This window comes from Lachnoclostridium phocaeense (assembly GCF_959599685.1).
GTDB classification, from domain to species: domain Bacteria; phylum Bacillota; class Clostridia; order Lachnospirales; family Lachnospiraceae; genus Claveliimonas; species Claveliimonas monacensis.
This window is the reverse complement of the sequence record NZ_CAUGIN010000001.1, coordinates 95,904-116,449: the sequence shown is the minus strand read 5'-3', so window position 1 is coordinate 116,449 and position 20,546 is coordinate 95,904. Positions and strand designations below refer to the sequence as shown.

17 protein-coding genes are annotated in these 20,546 nt (G+C 53.6%); 15 read left to right on the top strand and 2 right to left on the bottom strand.

Annotated elements, in window-relative coordinates; genetic code table 11:
- Window positions 1–29: 29 nt before the first annotated feature.
- The 7 genes from Q5911_RS00505 to hemW all read left to right on the top strand — a co-directional run bounded on the left by Q5911_RS00505 (window position 30) and on the right by hemW (window position 9,419).
- Window positions 30–719: a response regulator transcription factor gene (locus Q5911_RS00505; protein WP_303180112.1), complete on the top strand. Its 690-nt coding sequence runs from the start codon at window positions 30–32 to the stop codon at window positions 717–719.
- Window positions 664–2,142 (top strand): sensor histidine kinase, encoded by a 1,479-nt coding sequence (locus Q5911_RS00500; RefSeq protein ID WP_303180110.1) that lies wholly within the window; start codon window positions 664–666, stop codon window positions 2,140–2,142. The genes Q5911_RS00505 and Q5911_RS00500 overlap by 56 nt, the downstream gene beginning before the upstream one ends.
- A gap of 31 nt (window positions 2,143–2,173) precedes the next feature.
- The gene (locus Q5911_RS00495) at window positions 2,174–3,124 is read left to right on the top strand and encodes a GerMN domain-containing protein (protein WP_303180108.1); all 951 of its coding nucleotides are present in this window, start codon (window positions 2,174–2,176) and stop codon (window positions 3,122–3,124) included.
- A gap of 2 nt (window positions 3,125–3,126) precedes the next feature.
- Window positions 3,127–5,331: a DNA internalization-related competence protein ComEC/Rec2 gene (locus Q5911_RS00490; protein WP_303180106.1), complete on the top strand. Its 2,205-nt coding sequence runs from the start codon at window positions 3,127–3,129 to the stop codon at window positions 5,329–5,331.
- Window positions 5,332–5,395: 64 nt separating this feature from the next.
- Window positions 5,396–6,385, top strand: a complete 990-nt coding sequence (gene holA, locus Q5911_RS00485) for a DNA polymerase III subunit delta (RefSeq protein ID WP_076776578.1) — start codon at window positions 5,396–5,398, stop codon at window positions 6,383–6,385.
- Between the two features lie 79 nt (window positions 6,386–6,464).
- Entirely contained in the window at window positions 6,465–8,279 is a 1,815-nt protein-coding gene (gene lepA / locus Q5911_RS00480; RefSeq protein WP_303180238.1) for a translation elongation factor 4, read from the top strand.
- A 12-nt stretch (window positions 8,280–8,291) separates the two neighbouring features.
- On the top strand, window positions 8,292–9,419 hold the full coding sequence (gene hemW, locus Q5911_RS00475) for a radical SAM family heme chaperone HemW (protein ID WP_303180103.1): 1,128 nt from the start codon (window positions 8,292–8,294) through the stop codon (window positions 9,417–9,419).
- 384 nt (window positions 9,420–9,803) lie between these two features.
- Here the strand turns inward: hemW and Q5911_RS00470 are convergent, their stop codons facing one another.
- Window positions 9,804–10,649 (bottom strand): AraC family transcriptional regulator, encoded by an 846-nt coding sequence (locus tag Q5911_RS00470; RefSeq protein ID WP_303180101.1) that lies wholly within the window; start codon window positions 10,647–10,649, stop codon window positions 9,804–9,806.
- Window positions 10,650–10,836: 187 nt separating this feature from the next.
- On the opposite strand from Q5911_RS00470, the gene Q5911_RS00465 reads away from it, so the two are divergent.
- The 8 genes from Q5911_RS00465 to Q5911_RS00430 are packed head-to-tail and all read left to right on the top strand — an operon-like array spanning window position 10,837 to window position 18,836.
- Window positions 10,837–11,883 (top strand): TRAP transporter substrate-binding protein, encoded by a 1,047-nt coding sequence (locus tag Q5911_RS00465; RefSeq protein WP_303180100.1) that lies wholly within the window; start codon window positions 10,837–10,839, stop codon window positions 11,881–11,883.
- 2 nt (window positions 11,884–11,885) lie between these two features.
- On the top strand, window positions 11,886–12,374 hold the full coding sequence (locus Q5911_RS00460) for a TRAP transporter small permease (protein WP_303180098.1): 489 nt from the start codon (window positions 11,886–11,888) through the stop codon (window positions 12,372–12,374).
- On the top strand, window positions 12,375–13,676 hold the full coding sequence (locus tag Q5911_RS00455; RefSeq protein ID WP_303180096.1) for a TRAP transporter large permease: 1,302 nt from the start codon (window positions 12,375–12,377) through the stop codon (window positions 13,674–13,676).
- Between the two features lie 13 nt (window positions 13,677–13,689).
- Entirely contained in the window at window positions 13,690–14,766 is a 1,077-nt protein-coding gene (gene uxuA / locus Q5911_RS00450) for a mannonate dehydratase (RefSeq protein WP_303180093.1), read from the top strand.
- 23 nt (window positions 14,767–14,789) lie between these two features.
- Window positions 14,790–16,190 carry a glucuronate isomerase gene (uxaC, locus tag Q5911_RS00445; protein ID WP_303180091.1) on the top strand — a complete coding sequence of 467 codons (1,401 nt, stop codon included), beginning with the start codon at window positions 14,790–14,792 and terminating at the stop codon, window positions 16,188–16,190.
- Between the two features lie 34 nt (window positions 16,191–16,224).
- A complete protein-coding gene (locus tag Q5911_RS00440) occupies window positions 16,225–17,067 on the top strand; it encodes an SDR family oxidoreductase (RefSeq protein WP_303180089.1) in 843 nt (280 codons plus the stop codon).
- Between the two features lie 29 nt (window positions 17,068–17,096).
- Window positions 17,097–17,732, top strand: a complete 636-nt coding sequence (locus Q5911_RS00435; protein ID WP_303180087.1) for a bifunctional 4-hydroxy-2-oxoglutarate aldolase/2-dehydro-3-deoxy-phosphogluconate aldolase — start codon at window positions 17,097–17,099, stop codon at window positions 17,730–17,732.
- Between the two features lie 12 nt (window positions 17,733–17,744).
- Window positions 17,745–18,836: a sugar kinase gene (locus Q5911_RS00430; protein WP_331591258.1), complete on the top strand. Its 1,092-nt coding sequence runs from the start codon at window positions 17,745–17,747 to the stop codon at window positions 18,834–18,836.
- A gap of 76 nt (window positions 18,837–18,912) precedes the next feature.
- Here Q5911_RS00430 and Q5911_RS00425 read toward each other — a convergent pair whose 3' ends face one another.
- Complete coding sequence (locus tag Q5911_RS00425; protein ID WP_226394522.1) at window positions 18,913–20,523, bottom strand: CTP synthase; 1,611 nt, start codon at window positions 20,521–20,523, stop codon at window positions 18,913–18,915.
- Between the last annotated feature and the right edge of the window lie 23 nt (window positions 20,524–20,546).

Below are 20,546 nucleotides of genomic sequence, written 5' to 3'. Positions count from 1 at the left end.
AGAAGACTAGAAAAGTTGAGGGAGACATTATGGGTTGGAAAGTATTGGTTGTAGATGATGAAAAACTGATCGTAAAGGGGATACGGTTCAGTCTGGAGCAGGACGACATGGAAGTGGACTGTGCCTACGATGGCGAGGAGGCTCTGAAGCTGGCCGCTGAGAATACATACGATATCATCCTTCTGGATGTCATGCTGCCCAAGCATGACGGGTTTGAAGTGTGCAGACAGATCCGCGAGTATTCGGATGTCCCTATCATCATGCTGACCGCCAAGGGAGAGGACATGGACAAGATCCTGGGACTTGAGTACGGGGCAGACGACTATATCACCAAGCCATTTAATATCCTGGAAGTTAAGGCAAGGATCAAGGCCATTATTCGGCGCACAGGAAAGAAGAGAGAGCAGAAGGAAGACAGGAATGTTGTCGTAAAGGGAGAGATGCGGATCGACTGCGAGAGCCGCCGGGTTGTGATCGGGGATAAGGAGATCAATCTGACTGCCAAAGAGTTTGACCTGCTGGAGCTTTTGGCTACCCATCCGAATAAAGTGTACAGCAGGGAAAATCTCCTGAACCTTGTGTGGGGCTATGAGTATCCCGGCGATGTGCGCACAGTGGATGTACATATCCGGAGGCTCAGGGAGAAGATCGAGACGCATCCAAGTGATCCGAAATACGTGTACACGAAGTGGGGAGTTGGTTACTATTTCAGGGGTTAGGTTATATTTCAGAAATCATTTTTTTAAAAGTCTGAAGTTTCGCATTATATTTCTTTTTGTGGCTGTGGGGATCATTCCCTGCATTGTCTTGAAAGCTGTTATCCTGGAAAGTTATGAGAGCAGGGCGGTGGATGTGCTGACCGCCCAGCTACAGAACCAGTGCACGATCCTTGGCGATCAGATCGGCGCCGGAGGCCATCTGGACACAGGTCTCACAGAAGCCCTGGAGGGCGAGCTGGAGCAGCTGTCCAGCATTTATAGTGGCCGTATTATGCTGATCAACAGTCAGTACCAGATCGCGGAAGATACATATGATCTGGATACAGGAAAGATGATCGTGTCTGAAGATGTGATCCAGTGTTTTGAGGGAGAGGGGACGAAGATCTACGATCCGGACAACCGATATATCGAAGTGACTTCTCCTGTGTTCGTGCCGGGAAGTGAGCAGGTGGCCGGTGTCCTGCTGGCCAGCGTCTCTGCCGATGCAGTCATAGACAGTCTGGATGTGCTGAACAGCACTGCCTGGGTGGCAGTGGGAGTGACCGCGCTGCTGGTGGCGGCTCTGGCCGTGATCCTCGGGACGGTCGTAGTACGGCCCTTTGCCAGGATCACTTCCTCCATCGAGGCGGTCAGCGAGGGCTATGATACCAACTATCTCCACGAAAATGCGTACACGGAGACCAGTCTTTTGTCTGAGGCGTTCAACAAGATGCTGGGACGCCTGAAGACACTTGACGACTCCAGGCAGGAGTTTGTGGCCAATGTATCCCATGAACTGAAGACGCCCATCACATCCATGAAGGTCCTGGCGGATTCCCTGCTGGTGCAGGAGGATGCGCCTGTGGAGTTGTACAGGGAATTCATGGCAGACCTGTCGGAGGAGATTGAGAGGGAGGACAAGATCATCAATGATCTTTTATCCCTGGTAAAGATGGATAAGACGGCCTCTACGCTGGATGTGAAGCAGACAAATATTAATGATCTGGTGGAGAAGATATTGAAGAGACTGCAGCCCATCGCCGCAGCGGCAAATGTCGAGGTAGTCTTTGAAAGTTTTCGACCTGTAAACGCAGAAGTTGACGAAGTAAAGATTTCTCTTGCTATTACAAATCTTGTGGAAAACGCAGTGAAGTACAATGTAGATGGCGGGTGGGTCCATGTGGCTCTGAACGCAGACCACAAGTATTTCTATATTGAGGTGGCGGACTCGGGGATCGGCATTCCCCAGGAAGCCCAGGAACACATTTTTGAGAGATTCTATCGTGTGGATAAATCCCACTCCCGGGAGATCGGGGGCACAGGGCTGGGACTTGCCATCGCCAGAAACGCGGTGGTCCTTCACAGAGGCGCTGTCAAGGTGTACAGCCAGGTGGGGGAGGGGACCACTTTCACTGTGCGGATCCCTCTGAGCTATGTTGTCTGATCCGGGAAAGCAGGATGGGAGGTTTCTGAACATGAAAAAACAGTACAGATCATTGCGGGCAGTGCTTCTTTTGACGGCAGCCCTGCTGGCCCTGGCTCTTGTCTCCGGCTGTGGGAGAGAAAAAAGCGCCGTGGAGCAGGGGAAGGGATATCTTTTGTATGTGGAGCAGGGAGGCATGTCCCTCCTTCCCGTGGCGTGGGAGCCTTCCGGGGGAGAGTCCCAGGATATGGCGGAGGAGGCTCTTGAGGAGATGAAAGATCCCTCGGATCCGGACGGATATGCCAGTGCTATTCCGGAGGAGGTGTCCGTGGAGATAAAAGGGCTGCAGGGCGGCAAGCTGGACCTGACATTCAGCGATGCCTATCGCAGTCTCCCAAAAAGAAGGGAGGTTCTGCTGAGGGCCGCTGTAGTCCAGTCCCTGACCCAGATCGAGGGGATCAGCAGAGTGCGCTTTTTCATAGGGGATGAGCCTCTAAAGGAAGCAGATGGGACAGAGACAGGCTACATGGGAGCGGATGATTTTGTGCAGAATATCGGCTCGGCTCTTAACTCCTACCAGAAGACAGAGCTGACACTGTGTTTTGCCTCGGCGGACGGGAGCGGGCTGCAGGAAGAGACGGTCAATGTGCGGTACAACAGCAATACCTCTCTGCAGAAACTGATCCTGGAGCAGCTTTTGAAGGGGCCTAAGAGCCAGGCGTGTCAGGCGACACTGCCGGCAGACACGATCCTGCTCGGAGTTTCTGTAAAAGATGGGATCTGCTATGTAAATTTTGACGAGGGATTTCTCTCTCAGAAGTACCAGGTGTCTCCGGAGCTTGTGGTCTTCTCCATTGTGAATTCCCTTGTGGAAAACGGGGGCGGAGAAGTCCGTGCAGTCCAGATCTCTGTAAATGGGGAGACGGATATCACTTTTCAGAATACAGTGGATCTAAGCCATCCCTTTGAGAGAAATCCGGATTTGATGGAGGAAACAAAATAATATTGAAAGAAAGGCGATTGTTTATTTTCTGCCTGTTCTTTTTGATCGCGGCCTTTCTGGCAGTCCACTTGGGCGGGGCGTACTTTCTGGAAGAACTCCAGGATCCCCCTGCCCGGAGCATCTGCGAGGAGGATGACACAGTCTGCATAGAAGGGCAGGTGTGGAAAAAAGAAAAAAGAGCAGAATATCATATTTTTTATCTGAGAGATACTTCTATTACAAAGTCCGGCCGCACGGTGCAGGAGGCCGGCGTGATCTTATACGATCCTGAAAAAACGGATATTCGTACAGGAAATATCCTGAGCGCCATAGGACAGATTTTCTTTTTTGATGAGGCGCGAAATCCCGGAAATTTTGATCAAAAATTCTATTATCAGAAACAGAATATCCATGTGGGTATGTGGGCAGAGCGTGTGGCAGTACAGGATGACTCTTTCTGGAGGCTGCGTGACGGCCTTGAGAGGTTCCGCGGAGCTTGGAAGAGTGCGCTCCTTGAGGCGGCGGGGGAGAAAGACGGCGGCATTCTGGCGGCCATGATCCTGGGGGAGCGACAGGACATGGACCCGGAGACGAAAGAGCTCTACCAGGTGAATGGCATTGCCCATATTCTCTCCATTTCTGGGCTCCATCTGTCTTTTATCGGCATTGGCTCCTACCAGTTTTTGAGACGCCGGACAGGCTCCTATCTTGCGGGGGGGCTCCTTGGCATCGGTTTTTTGCTTCTCTATATTCTTATGATCGGGACGGGCGTGGCGGTGCTGCGCTCCCTTGTCATGTTCCTGATACGGGTGGGAGCGGACATGACGGGCAGGGTCTATGACATGGTCACAGCCCTGGCCGCGGCCGCGGTGGTGGTCATCCTGTGGCAGCCTCTGTCCTTTTATGACGGAGGATTTCAGATGTCTTTTGGTGCTCTTCTGGGTATGTGGATCCTGGGAGAGCTTGCCGGTATGTCAGAGAAAGGCCCTTGCCGGATACAGACGAAAACGAGTCTGAAGCAGGCGCTGAGGGCAAGTGTGGGCGTGCAGATGATCCTTTTCCCAGTCACTTTATACCATTATTTTGAATTTCCAGTGTATTCTTTTTTGCTGAATCTTCTGGTGATCCCGCTTATGTCTGTCCTGCTCTTTGCCGGGATGGCAGGCAGCCTTCTCTACATGGCGGCAGAACCTGCAGGACAGGCGGTGATCTGGCTGTGCGGGCGGGTGCTGGATATTTATGAGAGCAGCTGCCGCGCTGCTTTGTCCCTGCCGGGAAGCCGTCTCGTGACAGGACGCCCGGACATGGCCGTGATCTGCTTCTATTACGGCGCTCTCGGGCTTACGATAGTCCTGTGGGTCTTGCATAAAAAGAGGGAGGCTTTTGTCCCGGTGCTGGCTGGTATCGCTGCCCTGATCCTGGCAAAGCCCGTGTCCGGAATGGGCCGGGTGGAGATCACTGTGCTCGATGTGGGACAGGGGGACAGTATATTCATCCGCGCTGCTGAAGGAACCTGTATCCTGGTGGATGGTGGAAGCAGTGATGTGAGCCAGGCTGGCAGATACAGAATTGAGTCTTTCCTGAAAGCCCGGGGCGTGAAAAAACTGGATTATGTGTTTGTGACCCACGGGGACAGTGATCATATGAACGGTGTGGAGGAACTGCTGGACAGGCAGAAGACGGGGGTGCAGATGGAGTGTCTTGTGCTTCCAGCCACCGGATTCTGGGACGAGGAGCTCAGGGCGCTGGCCGGGAAGGCAGAAAGCCAGGGCGTTTCCCTTGCGGTCATGGAGAGGGGGCAGGCCCTGTTCCGGGGCGGTATGACCGTGACCTGCCTCCAGCCCGGGGAAGGAGATGAGCTGGAACCGGGAAACGGCGCTTCCCTTGTGCTGGATCTATCCTGTGGGGATTTTGACATGCTACTTGCAGGAGATGTGGAAGGAGAGGGAGAAAGTCTTCTTATGGAGAGGCTGGAAAAAACATATGATGTGCTGAAGGTAGCCCATCATGGATCTAGGAATTCCACTTGCGAGGATTTCCTTGAGAGGGCAGGGCCGCAGGCTGCACTGATCTCGGCCGGGAGGGACAACCGTTACGGGCATCCCCACCAGGAGACCCTGGACCGGCTTGACAGGGCCGGCTGCTCGGTCTGGCAGACAGCCCAAAGTGGGGCTGTGACTATTGTGACAGATGGAAGGACGGTGAGCATCCGCGGATTTCTGCCATGATTTCGTCATGGCAGCAGTCATCTTCCCTTGTCAAGAGCGGCTCCCATCGCTTATAATAGTCTTCATGAAGAATTTGAATGAAGATATCAAGACAGGACAATTTAAACAGGTCTATCTCCTTTACGGGGAGGAGGCCTATCTGAAGAAGCAGTATAAAACCCGTCTCACAAAGGCCATCATCCCCGAGGGGGACACCATGAACTATTCTTATTATGAAGGGAAAAATATCAGTGTCCCGGAGATCATAGATCTGGCGGAGACCATGCCCTTTTTTGCAGCTCACAGGCTGATCGTGGTGGAGAACTCGGGATTTTTCAAGACAGCGTCCCCGGAGCTGGCAGATTATATCAAGGCCATGCCGGACACAGTGATCTTCCTTTTTGTCGAGACTGAGGTGGACAAGCGGGGGAAACTGTACAAAGCAGTCAAGGAAAAAGGGCGCATCGTGGAGATGGGCATGCAGGACGAAAAGACTCTCCTTTTGTGGATTGCCTCGGCTGTGAAGAGGGAGAACAAGAAGATCCAGGAGTCCACCGTGCGCTATCTGATCTCAAAAGCGGGAACCGATATGGAGAACCTGGAAAAGGAGCTGGAAAAGCTGTTTTCCTACACTGTTTTTAAGGATGAGATCACCATACAGGATGTGGAGGATATCTGTACCACACAGATCACCAACCGGATCTTTGACATGGTGGATGCTGTGGCCAAGAAGCAGCAGAAAAAAGCGCTGGATTACTACTATGACCTGGTGGCGCTGAAGGAGCCGCCTCTTCGTATACTGGCTCTTCTGACCAGGCAGTTCCGCATCCTGCTGGAGGTGAAGGAGCTCATGCGAAAGGGGCTTGGCAGACAGCAGATCGCCCAGAGCGCGGGGCTTCACCCCTATGTGGCCGGAAAATGCATGGACCAGAGCAAAGGATTTTCCGGGTGGCAGATCCGGAACATACTGGAGGATGCCGCGGACATGGAAGAGGCTGCCAAGACAGGAAGGCTGGACAGCACCATGTGCGTGGAGATCTTTATTGTAAAATACAGCACAGACGGGAGTTCTTAGCGCTTGCAAAAGAGTGCCCGGACATGCTATGATATTGTGCTGAACAGGAACATTACTTACTATGGAAGGAACGATAGAAGTGGGAGCAATAGAACAGAGCAGAATTCGTAATTTTTGTATTATCGCCCATATTGACCACGGTAAATCTACCCTGGCGGACCGGATCATCGAGATGACCGGACTGCTCACCAGCCGTGAGATGCAGTCCCAGGTGCTGGACAATATGGATCTGGAAAGGGAGAGAGGGATCACCATCAAATCCCAGGCTGTCCGTACCGTCTACAAAGCAAAGGATGGCCACGAATACATTTTTAACCTTATCGATACCCCGGGGCATGTGGATTTTAACTACGAGGTATCCCGGAGTCTGGCTGCCTGTGACGGAGCCATCCTTGTAGTGGATGTGGCTCAGGGCGTGGAGGCCCAGACGCTGGCCAATGTGTACCTGGCCCTGGATCACGATCTGGACGTGATGCCTGTCATCAACAAGGTGGACCTGCCAAGTGCAGAGCCGGAGAGAGTCATTGAGGAGATCGAGGACGTCATCGGCATAGAGGCACAGGATGCGCCTCTCATCTCTGCAAAAACAGGGCTGAATGTGGACCAGGTGCTGGAGCAGATCGTGGAGAAGATCCCGGCTCCGTCGGGGGATGCAAAAGCGCCCCTGCAGGCGCTGATCTTTGACTCCCTGTACGACTCCTACAAAGGCGTCATTGTCTTCTGCCGAATCATGGAAGGAACCATCCGCAAGGGAACACCTATCCTTATGATGGCGACAGGCGCCAAGGCAGAAGTGGTGGAAGTGGGCTATTTCGGAGCAGGGCAGTTCATCCCCTGCGAGGAACTGGAAGCCGGCATGGTGGGCTATTTTACAGCCAGCCTTAAGAATGTAAAGGATACCCGGGTGGGTGACACGGTGACAAATGCGGAACATCCCTGCAGCGAGCCCCTTCCCGGCTACAAAAAAGTGCAGCCCATGGTGTACTGCGGCATGTACCCGACTGACGGAGCCAAATATCCGGACCTTAGGGACGCGCTGGAAAAACTCCAGCTTAATGATGCATCTTTGCAGTTTGAGCCGGAGACGTCGATTGCCCTTGGCTTTGGTTTCCGCTGCGGTTTCCTTGGGCTTCTTCACCTGGAGATCATCCAGGAGAGACTGGAGAGGGAGTACAACCTGGACCTGGTGACCACGGCTCCGGGAGTTGTGTACAAAGTGCATAAGACAAGCGGCGAAGTCATTGAACTGACCAACCCGTCCAACCTGCCGGATCCCTCTGAGATCGAGTACATGGAGGAACCCATGGTGAAGGCGGAGATCATGGTCACGTCCGAGTATATCGGCTCCATCATGGAGCTCTGCCAGGAGAGAAGAGGCGAGTACCAGGGCATGGAGTACATTGAGGAGAAGCGTGCGGTGCTTCATTACCACCTGCCGCTGAACGAGATCATTTACGACTTTTTCGACGCCCTCAAATCCCGGTCAAGGGGATACGCCTCCTTTGACTATGAGATGCTGGGATACCAGCAGTCCGAGCTTGTGAAGCTGGATATCCTGATCAACAGGGAAGAGGTGGACGCCCTGTCCTTTATCGTCCATGCGGGAACTGCCTACGAGAGGGGACGGAGGATGTGCGAGAAGCTCAAAGAAGAGATTCCGCGACAGCTCTTTGAGATCCCTATCCAGGCTGCCATCGGAAGCAAGATCATTGCCAGGGAGACTGTCAAGGCTCTGCGCAAGGACGTGCTTGCCAAGTGCTACGGCGGAGATATCAGCCGTAAGAGAAAGCTGCTGGAGAAGCAGAAAGAAGGAAAGAAGCGGATGCGCCAGGTAGGCAATGTGGAGATCCCCCAGAAAGCCTTTATGAGTGTGCTGAAGCTGGATGACAAATAAAAGGAGAAACAGATGAAAGAACTGGAATTATATATCCATATTCCGTTCTGCGTCAGAAAATGTAAATACTGCGACTTCCTGTCCGCCCCTGCCTCGCAGCGGGAGCGGCAGGCGTATGTGGACAGCCTTTGCGGAAAGATCCGTTCCTATGCGGACTCTGCAAAGGCTTATCACGTTGTCAGCATTTTCCTTGGCGGCGGAACGCCATCGATCCTGGAGGGGGAGCAGATCCTACAGATTTTTGCAGCCATCCGTGAAGCCTTTCTGGTGGACGAAGATGCGGAGATCACCCTGGAGGCCAACCCGGGGACGGTGACAGGAGGCGGACCTGCCTCTGTCACGAAAGAAAAGCTGGCGGCCTGGAGGCAGGCGGGGATCAACCGCCTGAGCATAGGTCTTCAGTCGGCGGAGGACCGGGAGCTGAAAGCTCTGGGGCGGATCCACACCTTTGCAGAATTTAAAGAAACGTACCAGGCGGCTGTGGCGGCAGGGTTTTCCAATATGAATGTGGATCTCATGTCCGCCATCCCTTTCCAGACAGAGGAGAGCTGGGAGAGGACCCTGCGCACGGTGGCCGGACTGACCCCGCCGCCAGCCCACATTTCTGCCTACAGCCTTATCATCGAGGAGGGGACGCCCTTCTATGAGAGATACGGGAGCGGGGAGCACGCGGAGGAGCTGCCGGATGAGGATACAGAGCGGCGCATGTATGAGAGGACGGAGGAAATCCTGTCAGAGTACGGCTACCACCGCTACGAGATCTCCAATTATGCCCTGCCCGGATATGAGTGCAGGCACAATCTGGGTTACTGGGACCGCCGGGAGTATCTTGGCATCGGGGACGGCGCTGCCTCCTTCTTTGAAGGAAAACGCTGGTCCGGCGAGGAGGAGCCGGTGACCCTTACCAGAAAGGATGCCATGGAGGAATTTATGTTCCTGGGACTGCGGAAGATGGAGGGGGTATCCCGCCGCCGTTTCCGGGAAGAATTTCAGACAGAGATGGAGGAGATCTACGGGACGGTCATAGAGGAGCTGTGCCGCCAGGGGTTGCTGGAGACTGCCGGAGACAGGCTGCGCCTGACCAGGAAAGGAATTGATGTCAGCAACTATGTGATGAGTGAGTTTCTGCTGGATGTATAGTAAAAGGCAGAAAGGATGAGAGGGGAAACAGATATGATTTGACACATGAGGATGTGTTGATTATAATATACTTAACAAGGGAGCCGATAGCCAGCCTACACCTGGCCACCCGGCAAATATGTATTACGAAATAGCGCTACACTGACCAGGTGGGGGCGCTATTTTTTGCGTTTGTTATTGGTTATAAGGGTAATAACAGCACAAAGCATAATGATAAAGCTGAACAGATCAGACCATGTTATCATAAGCACCAACCCCCTTTCTGCCAGGTGGCTGGTATAGCACCTCATCGGTTCCCTGGGTAAATATATTATGTCTATAATAGCGCTATAAAAGTGAAAAATCAAGAAGTGACATAAAAATGTCAAAACTTTTTTGCATCTCTCAGTGATATTCTTTCGGCAGTTTCCCAAATTCCCTCTTGAAAGCCTTCAGAAAGTTGGAGTAGTCGTTAAAGCCGCACTGCAGGCAGGCGTCCATGACGGAGGAGCCGCCCCGCAGCATGTTCCGGGCCACGATCAGTCTCTTCTTCATAATGTACTGGTAGAGGGAGAGACCGATAAACTGCTTGAACTGCCTGTTCAGATAATACTTGCTGATGTAAAATCTGTCGGACAGCAGATTTAATGACAGATCTTCCGTAAGGTTTTCGTTGATGTACAGCAGGATCTGGTTGATCTTCTCGTTCTCTGTGACGTCGTGCTTGATGGAGTCGGGGGCGTCATAGTAGGCGCGGCTGACATACACCAGGAACTCCGTCAGATAGGCGCTGGCAAGGGCATAGCTGCCCATCTGGGGGCTGTGCTTGACCTCGGATATGAGATTGCAGAGTTGCCGCAGACGGGCGATGTTCTGGCTGTCCGGCCGTATGAGACGGTAGTCCTTTAGCGCGGAGTCGGTGAAACAGGTAGTCAGATCCTCCCCGTATAGATCGTGCAGGTTGTCGAAGAAATCGTCGGCAAGCCAGATCACAACCCGCTCGTAAGGCCGGCCCGGCTGAATGTCCGGCCGGTGGATGTCCGAGCTTCCTGTCAGAAGGATGTCTCCCGGCCGCAGACTGTAGGTTCTTCCTTCTATAATATAATTCACATTTCCGGACAAAAAGAAATAGATCTCATAAAAGGGATGCTGATGAAATTCTACGACAGGCGGAGTTTCATTGTAAGTATGGTGAAATTCGAAGTATTTTTCTGTCATAACCTGACTCGGATTAAACTCTTCTTTGTACATATCGCACAAAAATCTCCTTTTTAAAATATGAAAACTGCACAATTAGTATGTTTATATATGCTATTATAGGGCAATATTCACCACATTTCAAGCTGTAACTACCACGTAATAAAGGGGTGGCATTGTTATAATATAGACAATAAAACAGAACCGGTTCCGTTAAACAAAATAAGGAGGATATAAAGGTATGAGACGATATCGCAGATGTATGGCTGTGATGCTCAGTGTGGGATTACTGGCTGCGTCCGTTACCGGGTGCAGTTCTGGCGGAGGAGATGACAGGCAGATCATAAGGATCGGCCATAACCAGGCTACCGACCACCCCACAAACATTGCCCTGCTGGCTTTTGAGGAATATATCGAGAGCGAGCTGGGGGACAAGTACAATGTGGAAGTCTATCCAAGCGAGCTTCTCGGCTCCCAGACGGACATGGTTCAGCTTACCCAGACAGGAGCCATAGACTTCTGTGTGGCCAGCAACTCTATTCTGGAGACATTTTCAGAAAATTACACTCTGTTTAACCTGCCCTATCTGTTTGCTTCCGAGGAGGCATACCATGCGGCCATGGACGATTCGGAGATCACAGATCCTATTTTTGAATCCACGAAGCAGGCCGGCTTTGAGGCGGTGACATGGATTGATGCAGGAACCCGTAACTTCTACACCGTGTCTACCCCTGTGGAGACCCCGGAGGACCTGCGCGGGCTGAAGATCCGTGTGCAGCAGTCCCCCACAAACATCGAGATGATGGACCGGCTGGGAGGATCCGCCACCCCTATGGGATTTGGTGATGTGTACACAGCTCTCCAGTCCAAGGTCATTGACGGTGCGGAGAACAATGAGATGGCGCTGACATCCAACGGACACGGGGATGTGTGTAAATATTATTCCTATGACATGCACCAGATGATCCCGGATATTCTGATCGGCAACTGCGACTTCCTGGATGAACTGCCGGATGAGGAGCGGGAGATTTTTGAGGAAGGATTCAGGCTTGTCAATGAAGTAGAGAGAGAAGAATGGGTGAAAGCCGTGGAGGAGGCAAAGAGCACCGCAGAAAATGACCAGGGCGTCACATTTATCTACCCCGACATCACACCCTTCCAGGAAGCATGCCTGCCGATGCATGAGGCTATGCTGGAACAGTATCCGGATCTTGAACCGATCTACCAGCAGATCCAGGCATACAATGAACAGTATCCGGTAGAAGCAGGAGAACAGGAGGTGCAGTAAAGATGAAAGCGTTTCGCAATGTGATTACCCGTATTTTAAACGGACTGTCAGGGATCAGTTTCCTGGCCATGGTAGTCCTCACATGCTGGCAGGTTATAGCAAGGTACATCCTGCAGAATCCCTCCACATGGTCGGAGGAGCTGGTGGGATACCTGTTCGCATGGATGAGCCTTTTTGGAGCTTCTCTTGTGACAAGTGAGAGAGGACATATGAATATCCCGGTTATTGTGGAGAGATTCAGCCCCAATGGGCAGAAAGCGCTGAACTGCTTAGGAGAACTGATCGCATTTCTCTTCTCCGCCACTATCCTTGTGTTCGGCGGTGTACAGATCACATCCCTGGCCATGGGACAGATGACCTCATCCCTGGGCGTGCCCATCGGTGTGTTCTATGTTGTCCTGCCCCTGTGCGGCGTGCTGAACATGATCTACACGGTCCTGAACATGATAGATATAGTAAAAGGAAATACAGAAGAAAAGGAGGCGGCATAAATGGCAATTGAATCTTTGATCATTATTATTCTTGTCCTGCTGATCCTGCTTGCCCTGGGCGTGCCTATCGCGTACTCCATCGGCATCGCGTCACTGGTTGTGATCCTGCAGACCGTTCCCCTGGATGTGTCCGTTGTCACTTCCTCCCAGCGTATTTTCGTGGGTATGAGCAAGTTCAGCCTGACAGCCATCCCCTTCTTTATCCTGGCCGGAAATCTGATGAACCAGGGCGGCATTGCTAAGCGTCTGGTGAACTTTGTCATGGCTATCCTGGGCAAGCTGCCGGGAGCGCTGCTTGTGACAAACATCGGAGCCAACGCCCTTTTTGGCGCAATCTCAGGCTCTGCATCCGCAGCGGCAGCCGCTGTTGGAAGCATGCTGAAAGAAGGCGAGGAGGAGCAGAACTATGACCCGGCTCTCTGCGCAGCCACAAACGGTGCGTCAGCCCCGTCGGGACTTCTTATTCCGCCCTCCAACGCGCTGATCACCTACTCCCTGGCATCCGGCGGTACTTCCGTGGCGGCTCTCTTCCTGGGCGGCTATGTGCCCGGCATCCTGTGGGCTGTCTGCTGTATCGTGGCAGGAGTGATCCTGGCAAAGAAGAAAGGCTACAGGGGAATTCCCGGGAAATTTGACTGGAAGAATCTGGGACGGGCAACTGTGCAGGCTCTCCCGGCTCTGTCTCTGATCATCATTGTCATCGGCGGTATCGTGGCAGGTGTCTTCACGGCTACAGAGGGTTCTGCGGTGGCAGTTGTGTACGCCCTTATCCTGGGTATCCTGTACAAGAACATTACCTGGAAATCTTTCTGGAAGATCACTGTGGAGAGCGCCAAGATGAGCGGTATGGTGGTATTTCTGATCGGTGTGTCCAACATTCTTGGATGGGTCATGGCCTTTCTGCAGATCCCCCAGGCAGTTTCCGAGGCGCTGCTTGGCCTGACGGACAACTATGTGATCATCCTGCTGATCATGAACGTGATCCTGCTTATCGCCGGTACCTTCATGGACGTGACACCGGCCATCCTGATCTTCACGCCGCTGTTCCTGCCTATTGTGCAGACATTTGGCATGCACCCGGTGCATTTCGGACTGATCCTTGTATACAACCTGTGTATCGGAAATATCACGCCGCCGGTAGGAAATACGCTGTTTGTGGCGATTAAGGTAGGAAATACGACACTGTCAAAGACAATGCCCTACATGCTCTGGTACTATGTGATGATCCTGCTCGGACTTTTGCTTGTCACCTATGTACCGTTCCTGAGCACCGGACTGCCTGCGGCAGCAGGGCTGATTTAAAGGAGGAAATTCTATGAAAATGACATTTCGCTGGTATGGCGATGGAAACGACAGCATTACGCCGGAGATGATCCGGCAGATCCCCGGCGTGACAGGGCTTGTGTGGGCCCTGCACAACAAACAGGCCGGAGAGGTATGGGAAAAAGAAGAGATAGAAGCTGTGCGCCAGCGCATTGAGGGGGCAGGCTTCAACATGGACGTGGTGGAGAGTGTCAACGTCCACGATGATATCAAGATCGGCCTGCCCACAAGGGATAAGTATATTGAGAATTACAAGACCACACTGAAGAACCTGGCTGAGTTCGGCGTGAAGGTTGTCACCTACAATTTTATGCCCGTCTTTGACTGGACAAGGACAGACCTCTTCCATCCCCTGGAGGATGGTTCCACGGCTCTGTACTATGAGAAGAACAGGATCCAGGATGACTACAAGGAGATGGCGGATTACATTCTGAACAATCTCCACGGCATGACATTCCCTGGATGGGAGCCGGAGAGGATGGCAAAGTTAGATGAGCTCTTCGAGGCGTACCGTCCGGTGACAAAGGAGAAACTGTGGGAGAATCTGAAGTATTTCCTGGAGGCCATCATGCCCACCTGCCACGAGACAGGGATCAGGATGGCGATCCACCAGGACGATCCGCCGTGGGATATATTCGGCCTGCCCCGTCTTCTGTGCGATAAGGAATCCATCGGGCGGTTCCTCTCCATGGTGGACGATGAGTACAACTGCCTGTGTCTGTGCTCCGGCTCCCTGGGAGCCAACCCGGACAACAATGTGGCGGACATCATCCGCACTTACTGCGACCGGATCGCTTTCGCCCACATCCGCAACGTGCGGCATTATCCAAACGGGGACTTCTCCGAAGTGTCCCACCGGGACTGCGACGGGGAGACCGGCATCCTGGACATCATGAAAGCCTACCACGACTGCGGTTACAAAGGATATGTCCGGCCTGACCACGGACGCCACCTCTGGGGCGAGGAGTGCCGGCCCGGATACGGTCTCTACGACAGGGCGCTTGGTATCATGTACCTGTGGGGCTGCTGGGATATGCTGGAGAAGACGGAAGGAAAAGTGGGAGAATAAAATAAAAACAGGAGGTGTCTGTTATGGGAAAATTTATGGATCAGGATTTCCTGCTGACTACGGAGACGGCGAAATGGCTGTACCACGATGTGGCGGAGAAAATGCCCATCATCGATTATCACTGCCATATCAGCCCGAAGGAGATAGCGGAAGGCAGGAAGTTCGACAATATAACCGAAGTCTGGCTGGGAGGAGATCACTACAAGTGGAGGCAGATGCGCTTTGGAGGCGTGCCGGAGGAGCTGATCACCGGGGACGGAGATCCCCGGGAGAAGTTCCGGGCTTACGCATCCATCCTGCCGGGACTTATCGGCAATCCACTGTACCACTGGAGCCATCTGGAGCTCCAGCGGGTCTTCGGGATCCATGAGCCCCTCACGGAAAAAAACGCCGACGAGATCTACGACAGATGCAATGAGATATTGGCTCAGTATTCGGCCAGGGATCTGATGCGCAAGTTCCATGTAAAGGCTCTGTGCACTACCGACGATCCCTGCGATGACCTGAGATGGCATGAGCAGATTGCGGCAGATGAGACCATGGAGATCCAGGTGCGGCCAGCTTTCCGCCCGGACAAGGCGGTGAACATAGAAAAAGAAGGCTTTGCGGACTATATCCGGCTTCTGGGGGAAGTGACCGGAAAAGCTATCACCTGTACGGAAGATGTGGCGGAGGCTCTTGGGGACAGGATCGAGTATTTTGACAGGAGAGGATGTCTCTGTGCGGATCACGGCGTGGACTACTGCATGTACGCTGCCCCGGACAGGGAGGCCGCGGACAGAGCCTTTGCGGCTGCCATGAAAGGGGAGATCCCGGCAAAAGCGGACGGGGATGTATACAAGACCATGGTGACCATGGCCTGCGCAAAGAAATATACGGAAAAGAACTGGGTCATGCAGATCCACTTCGGATGCCTGCGCAACACAAATAAGCCCCAGTTTGCAAAGTTGGGACCGGATACAGGGTATGATGCTGTCAACGGCATGTCGGGGATCGAGAACGTAGCCCCTCTTCTGAACGCTTTTGCGGAAAACGGGGGACTGCCGAAGATGATCCTCTACTCCCTGAACCCCAATGATAACACCGCTCTTGTCTCCATCGCAGGCGCCTTCCAGGGCGGCGGTGTGGAAGGACGGGTGCAGCAGGGCAGCGCCTGGTGGTTCAATGACAACCGGCCCGGCATGCGCACCCAGATGACAGAGCTTGCATGCAACGGCAGGCTGGGCTGCTTCGTGGGTATGCTCACCGACTCCAGATCCTTTATCAGCTACACAAGGCATGAGTATTTCCGCCGGATCCTGTGCGAGATGATCGGGGAGTGGGTAGAGAGCGGACAGTATCCCGACGACCGGGAGCAGCTCACAAAGCTGGTGGAGGATATCTGCTTTAACAACACAAATAAATTTTTCGGATTCCATGTGTAATTTCTGCGCCATGCAGAAGGAAAGGAGAAACAGTATGAATTTACCATTAAATATTGATTATACAGGAAAAGTAGTCGTGATCACAGGTGCCGGCGGCGTGCTCTGCGGCATCATGGCAAAGGCCTTCGCCCAGGCGGGGGCAAAGGTGGCAGCTCTGGATCTCAACGAGGATGCAGTGAAGAAACTGGCGGACGAGTGCACGGCAGAAGGTTATGTCTGCAAAGGGTACAAGGCCAACGTGCTGGAGCCGGAGGCTCTTGAGGAAGTCCACGCACAGGTGTTAAAGGACTTAGGACCCTGCGATATCCTGATCAACGGCGCCGGCGGAAACAACCCCAGGGCAACCACGGACAATGAGTACCAGCACGAGGCACAGGAAGGACAGAAGACCTTCTTTGATCTGGATGCAGGCGGCGTGGACTTTGTGTTCAAGCTGAACTTCCAGGGCACACTGCTTCCCACCCAGACATTTGCAAAAGACATGGTAGACAGAAAAGAAGGATGTATCCTGAACATCTCCTCCATGAACGCCTACACTCCGCTGACAAAGATCCCGGCCTACTCTGCGGCAAAGGCAGGTATCTCCAACTTTACCCAGTGGCTGGCAACCCATTTTGCAGGGACAGGGATCCGCTGCAACGCCATCGCCCCGGGATTCCTTGTGTCCAACCAGAACAGAGGGCTTCTGTTTAACGAGGACGGAACGCCTACAGCCCGCTCCCACAAGATCTTAAGCGGAACTCCCATGGGACGTTTTGTGGAGGCTGAGGAGCTTCTCGGCGGTGTATTCTTCCTCTGCGATGAGAAGGCGGCCAGCGCGGTGACAGGCGTGGTACTTCCCATAGACGCTGGATTTGCCGCCTACTCAGGTGTATAGTGGCCAAAAGATTCAAAAAGGAGGAGCGTATGAGTACGATCAGTGAAAAATTTGCGCAGTTCGGCGTAGTCCCGGTAGTTGTCCTTGAAGATGCAAAGGACGCGGCCCCGCTGGCGGAAGCGCTTATAAAGGGCGGACTGCCCTGTGCGGAAGTAACTTTCCGCACAGAGGCGGCCCAGGAGTCCATCCGGATCATGAAGGAGTCATACCCGGAGATGCTGGTGGGAGCGGGGACTGTCCTTACCACAGCCCAGGCCGATGCGGCGGTGGAAGCAGGGGCAGAGTTCATCGTCACGCCGGGATTTGACCCGGAGATTGTGGACTACTGTATAGAGAAAGGCATCCCGGTATTCCCCGGATGCATCACCCCCTCGGAGGTGGCCCAGGCAGTAAAAAGAGGGCTGAAGACGGTGAAATTCTTCCCGGCAGAGCAGTTTGGCGGCCTGGCTGCCATCAAAGCCCTGTCAGCTCCCTACAACATGGTGAAGTTTATGCCTACAGGCGGCATCAATGCCGGCAACCTGAAAGAGTACCTGGCATTTGACAGGATCGTCTGCTGCGGAGGAAGCTGGATGGTGAAGGGCGACCTGATCCGGGAGGGCGCATTTGACAGGATCTGTGAGCTGACCCGGGAAGCGGCGCAGCTTGCGGCGAGCATGAGATAAAGGAGCGGATGTATGATGAAGCAGAACAGTATGCTGGCCTGTGAAAAGAGAGAAGAGAACCGGTTTATCACGGTGGGGGAGATCATGCTGCGGCTGACGCCCCCGGATTATGGAAAGATCCGCATGGCATCCAGCTTTGAGGTACACTACGGCGGAAGCGAGGCCAACATTGCCCTGGCTCTGGCCAATATGGGAATGGACAGCACGTTTTTCTCCGTGGTGCCGGACAACAGCCTGGGGAAGAGCACCGTGCGGATGCTCCGCAGCAATGATGTGCACTGCAGTCCGGTGATCTACAGCACGCCGGAGCAGACCCCCTCGCACCGGCTGGGCACCTACTATCTGGAGACCGGCTTCGGGATCCGCCCCAGCAAGGTGATCTACGACAGAAAGCACAGTGCCTTTTCGGAATTTGATTTCAGCACCGTGGATATAGAGAAGATCCTTGAGGGGTACACATGGCTCCATTTAAGCGGCATCACACCGGCTCTCTCGGAGAGCTGCCGGGAGCTTGTCATGAGCAGTCTGAAGGCGGCGAAGAAGCTGGGGCTGACAGTCAGCTTTGACGGGAACTTCCGAAGCAAGCTGTGGACCTGGGAGGAGGCAAGGGATTTCTGTACCCAGTGCCTGCCCTATGTGGATGTGCTCTTTGGCATTGAGCCCTATCACCTGTGGAAGGACGAGGCAGACCACAGCCGGGGAGATGTAAAAGACGGCGTGCCTCTGCAGCCGGACTATGAACAGCAGGATAAAGTGTTCCGTGCCTTTGTGGAGAGATACCCCAATCTGAAATGTATCGCCAGGCACGTGCGCTATGTCCACAGCGGCAGCGAGAACAGTATGAAAGCCTACATGTGGCTGGACGGAAAGACATACGAGAGCCGGATGTTCACCTTCAGCATCCTGGACCGCGTGGGCGGCGGGGATGCCTTTGCAGGGGGACTGATCTACGCTGTGATGAACGGCTACTCTCCCGAGGATATCGTCAACTTTGCTGTGGCCAGCAGCGCCATCAAGCATACCATCAGAGGGGACGCCAACATTACAGACGATGTGTCTGTAATCCAGAACCTTATGGATATGAATTTTGATATCAAGAGATAGAAAAGCAGGGATGCCTGCGTAGAAGAAAGAGAATACAAAAAAGAAGAGGCCGGAATTTCCGGCCTCTTCTTCAGTCTTAGTGTTCGTCCTGGTATTTCAGAGCAGCCTCCACGAAGCCCTTGAAAAGCGGGTGAGGCCTGTTGGGCCTTGATTTCAGCTCCGGGTGGGCCTGGGTGGCGATGAACCAGGGGTGGGAGGGGATCTCCACCATCTCCACGATGCGCCCGTCCGGCGACAGGCCGGAGAGCAGCATGCCGTGTGAGGTAAGGTCATCCCGGTAGTCATTGTTCACCTCGTAGCGATGGCGGTGGCGCTCGTGTATCTCCTCCTTGCCGTAGAGGGCGTAGGCCTTGGAGCTCTTATCCAGCACGCACGGATAGGAGCCAAGCCGCAGGGTACCGCCGATATCCTCGATGCCGATCTGGTCCGGCATGATGTGGATTACCGGGTGAGTGGTGTCCGGGTTGAGCTCAGCGCTGTGGGCGTCCCGGAAGCCCACCACATCTCTTGCAAACTCCACAATGGCAAGCTGCATGCCAAGACAAAGGCCCAGGAAAGGAACGCCGTGCTCACGGGCGTAGCGGATGGCCAGTATTTTGCCGTCGATACCCCGGCTTCCAAAGCCGCCGGGCACGAGAACGCCGCTGACATCTCCCAGGAGATCCTCCACATTGTCGGCAGTGACAGTCTCTGAGTCGATCCATTTTATATTGACTGTGGCGCGGGAGAAGATGCCTCCGTGTTTCAGAGCCTCCACCACGCTGATGTAGGCGTCGTGGAGCTGGATATATTTTCCTACAAGAGCCACAGTGACATCCGTGTTGGGGCTCTTTAAGTAATCCACCATCTCTGTCCAGTCCTTCAGGTCGGGGGCGGGACAGTCCAGATGGAGGGACTCGCAGACAACCTCCGCAAGATGCTCTTTTTCCATGGCCAGGGGAGCCTCGTAGAGGTATTCCACGTCCAGATTCTGGAGTACGTGGTCTGCAGGCACGTTGCAGAAGAGGGCGATCTTATCCTTGATGCCCTGATCCAGAGGATGCTCGGACCGGCACACAATGATGTCCGGCTGGATTCCCATACCCTGCAGGTCTTTTACGCTGGCCTGGGTGGGTTTTGTCTTCATCTCCTGTGAAGCACGCAGATAGGGGATGAGGGTGACGTGGATGAGGATGACATTTTCCCGGCCCTTCTCGTGCTGGAACTGCCGGATGGCCTCCAGGAAAGGCTGGCTCTCAATGTCGCCCACTGTGCCGCCGACTTCGATAATGGCAATTTCCGTATTTTTTGCCACAGGGTTCCGGTAGAAACGGCTTTTGATCTCGTTTGTGATGTGGGGGATCACCTGCACGGTGCCTCCGCCGAAATCGCCCCGCCGTTCTTTCTGCAGTACGGACCAGTAAATTTTTCCGGTAGTCACATTGGAGTTCTTTGTAAGGCTCTCATCGATAAAGCGCTCATAGTGACCCAGATCCAGGTCTGTCTCCGCCCCGTCGTCTGTGACGAAGACTTCTCCGTGCTGCACCGGATTCATGGTGCCCGGGTCAATGTTGATATAAGGATCAAACTTCTGCATGGTCACTGTATATCCTCTGGCTTTCAGAAGCCTTCCAAGGGATGCCGCCGTGATACCTTTTCCCAGTCCTGATACTACACCGCCTGTTACAAATACATACTTTACTGCCATAGTCTCCTCCTTTTGTCGTCATA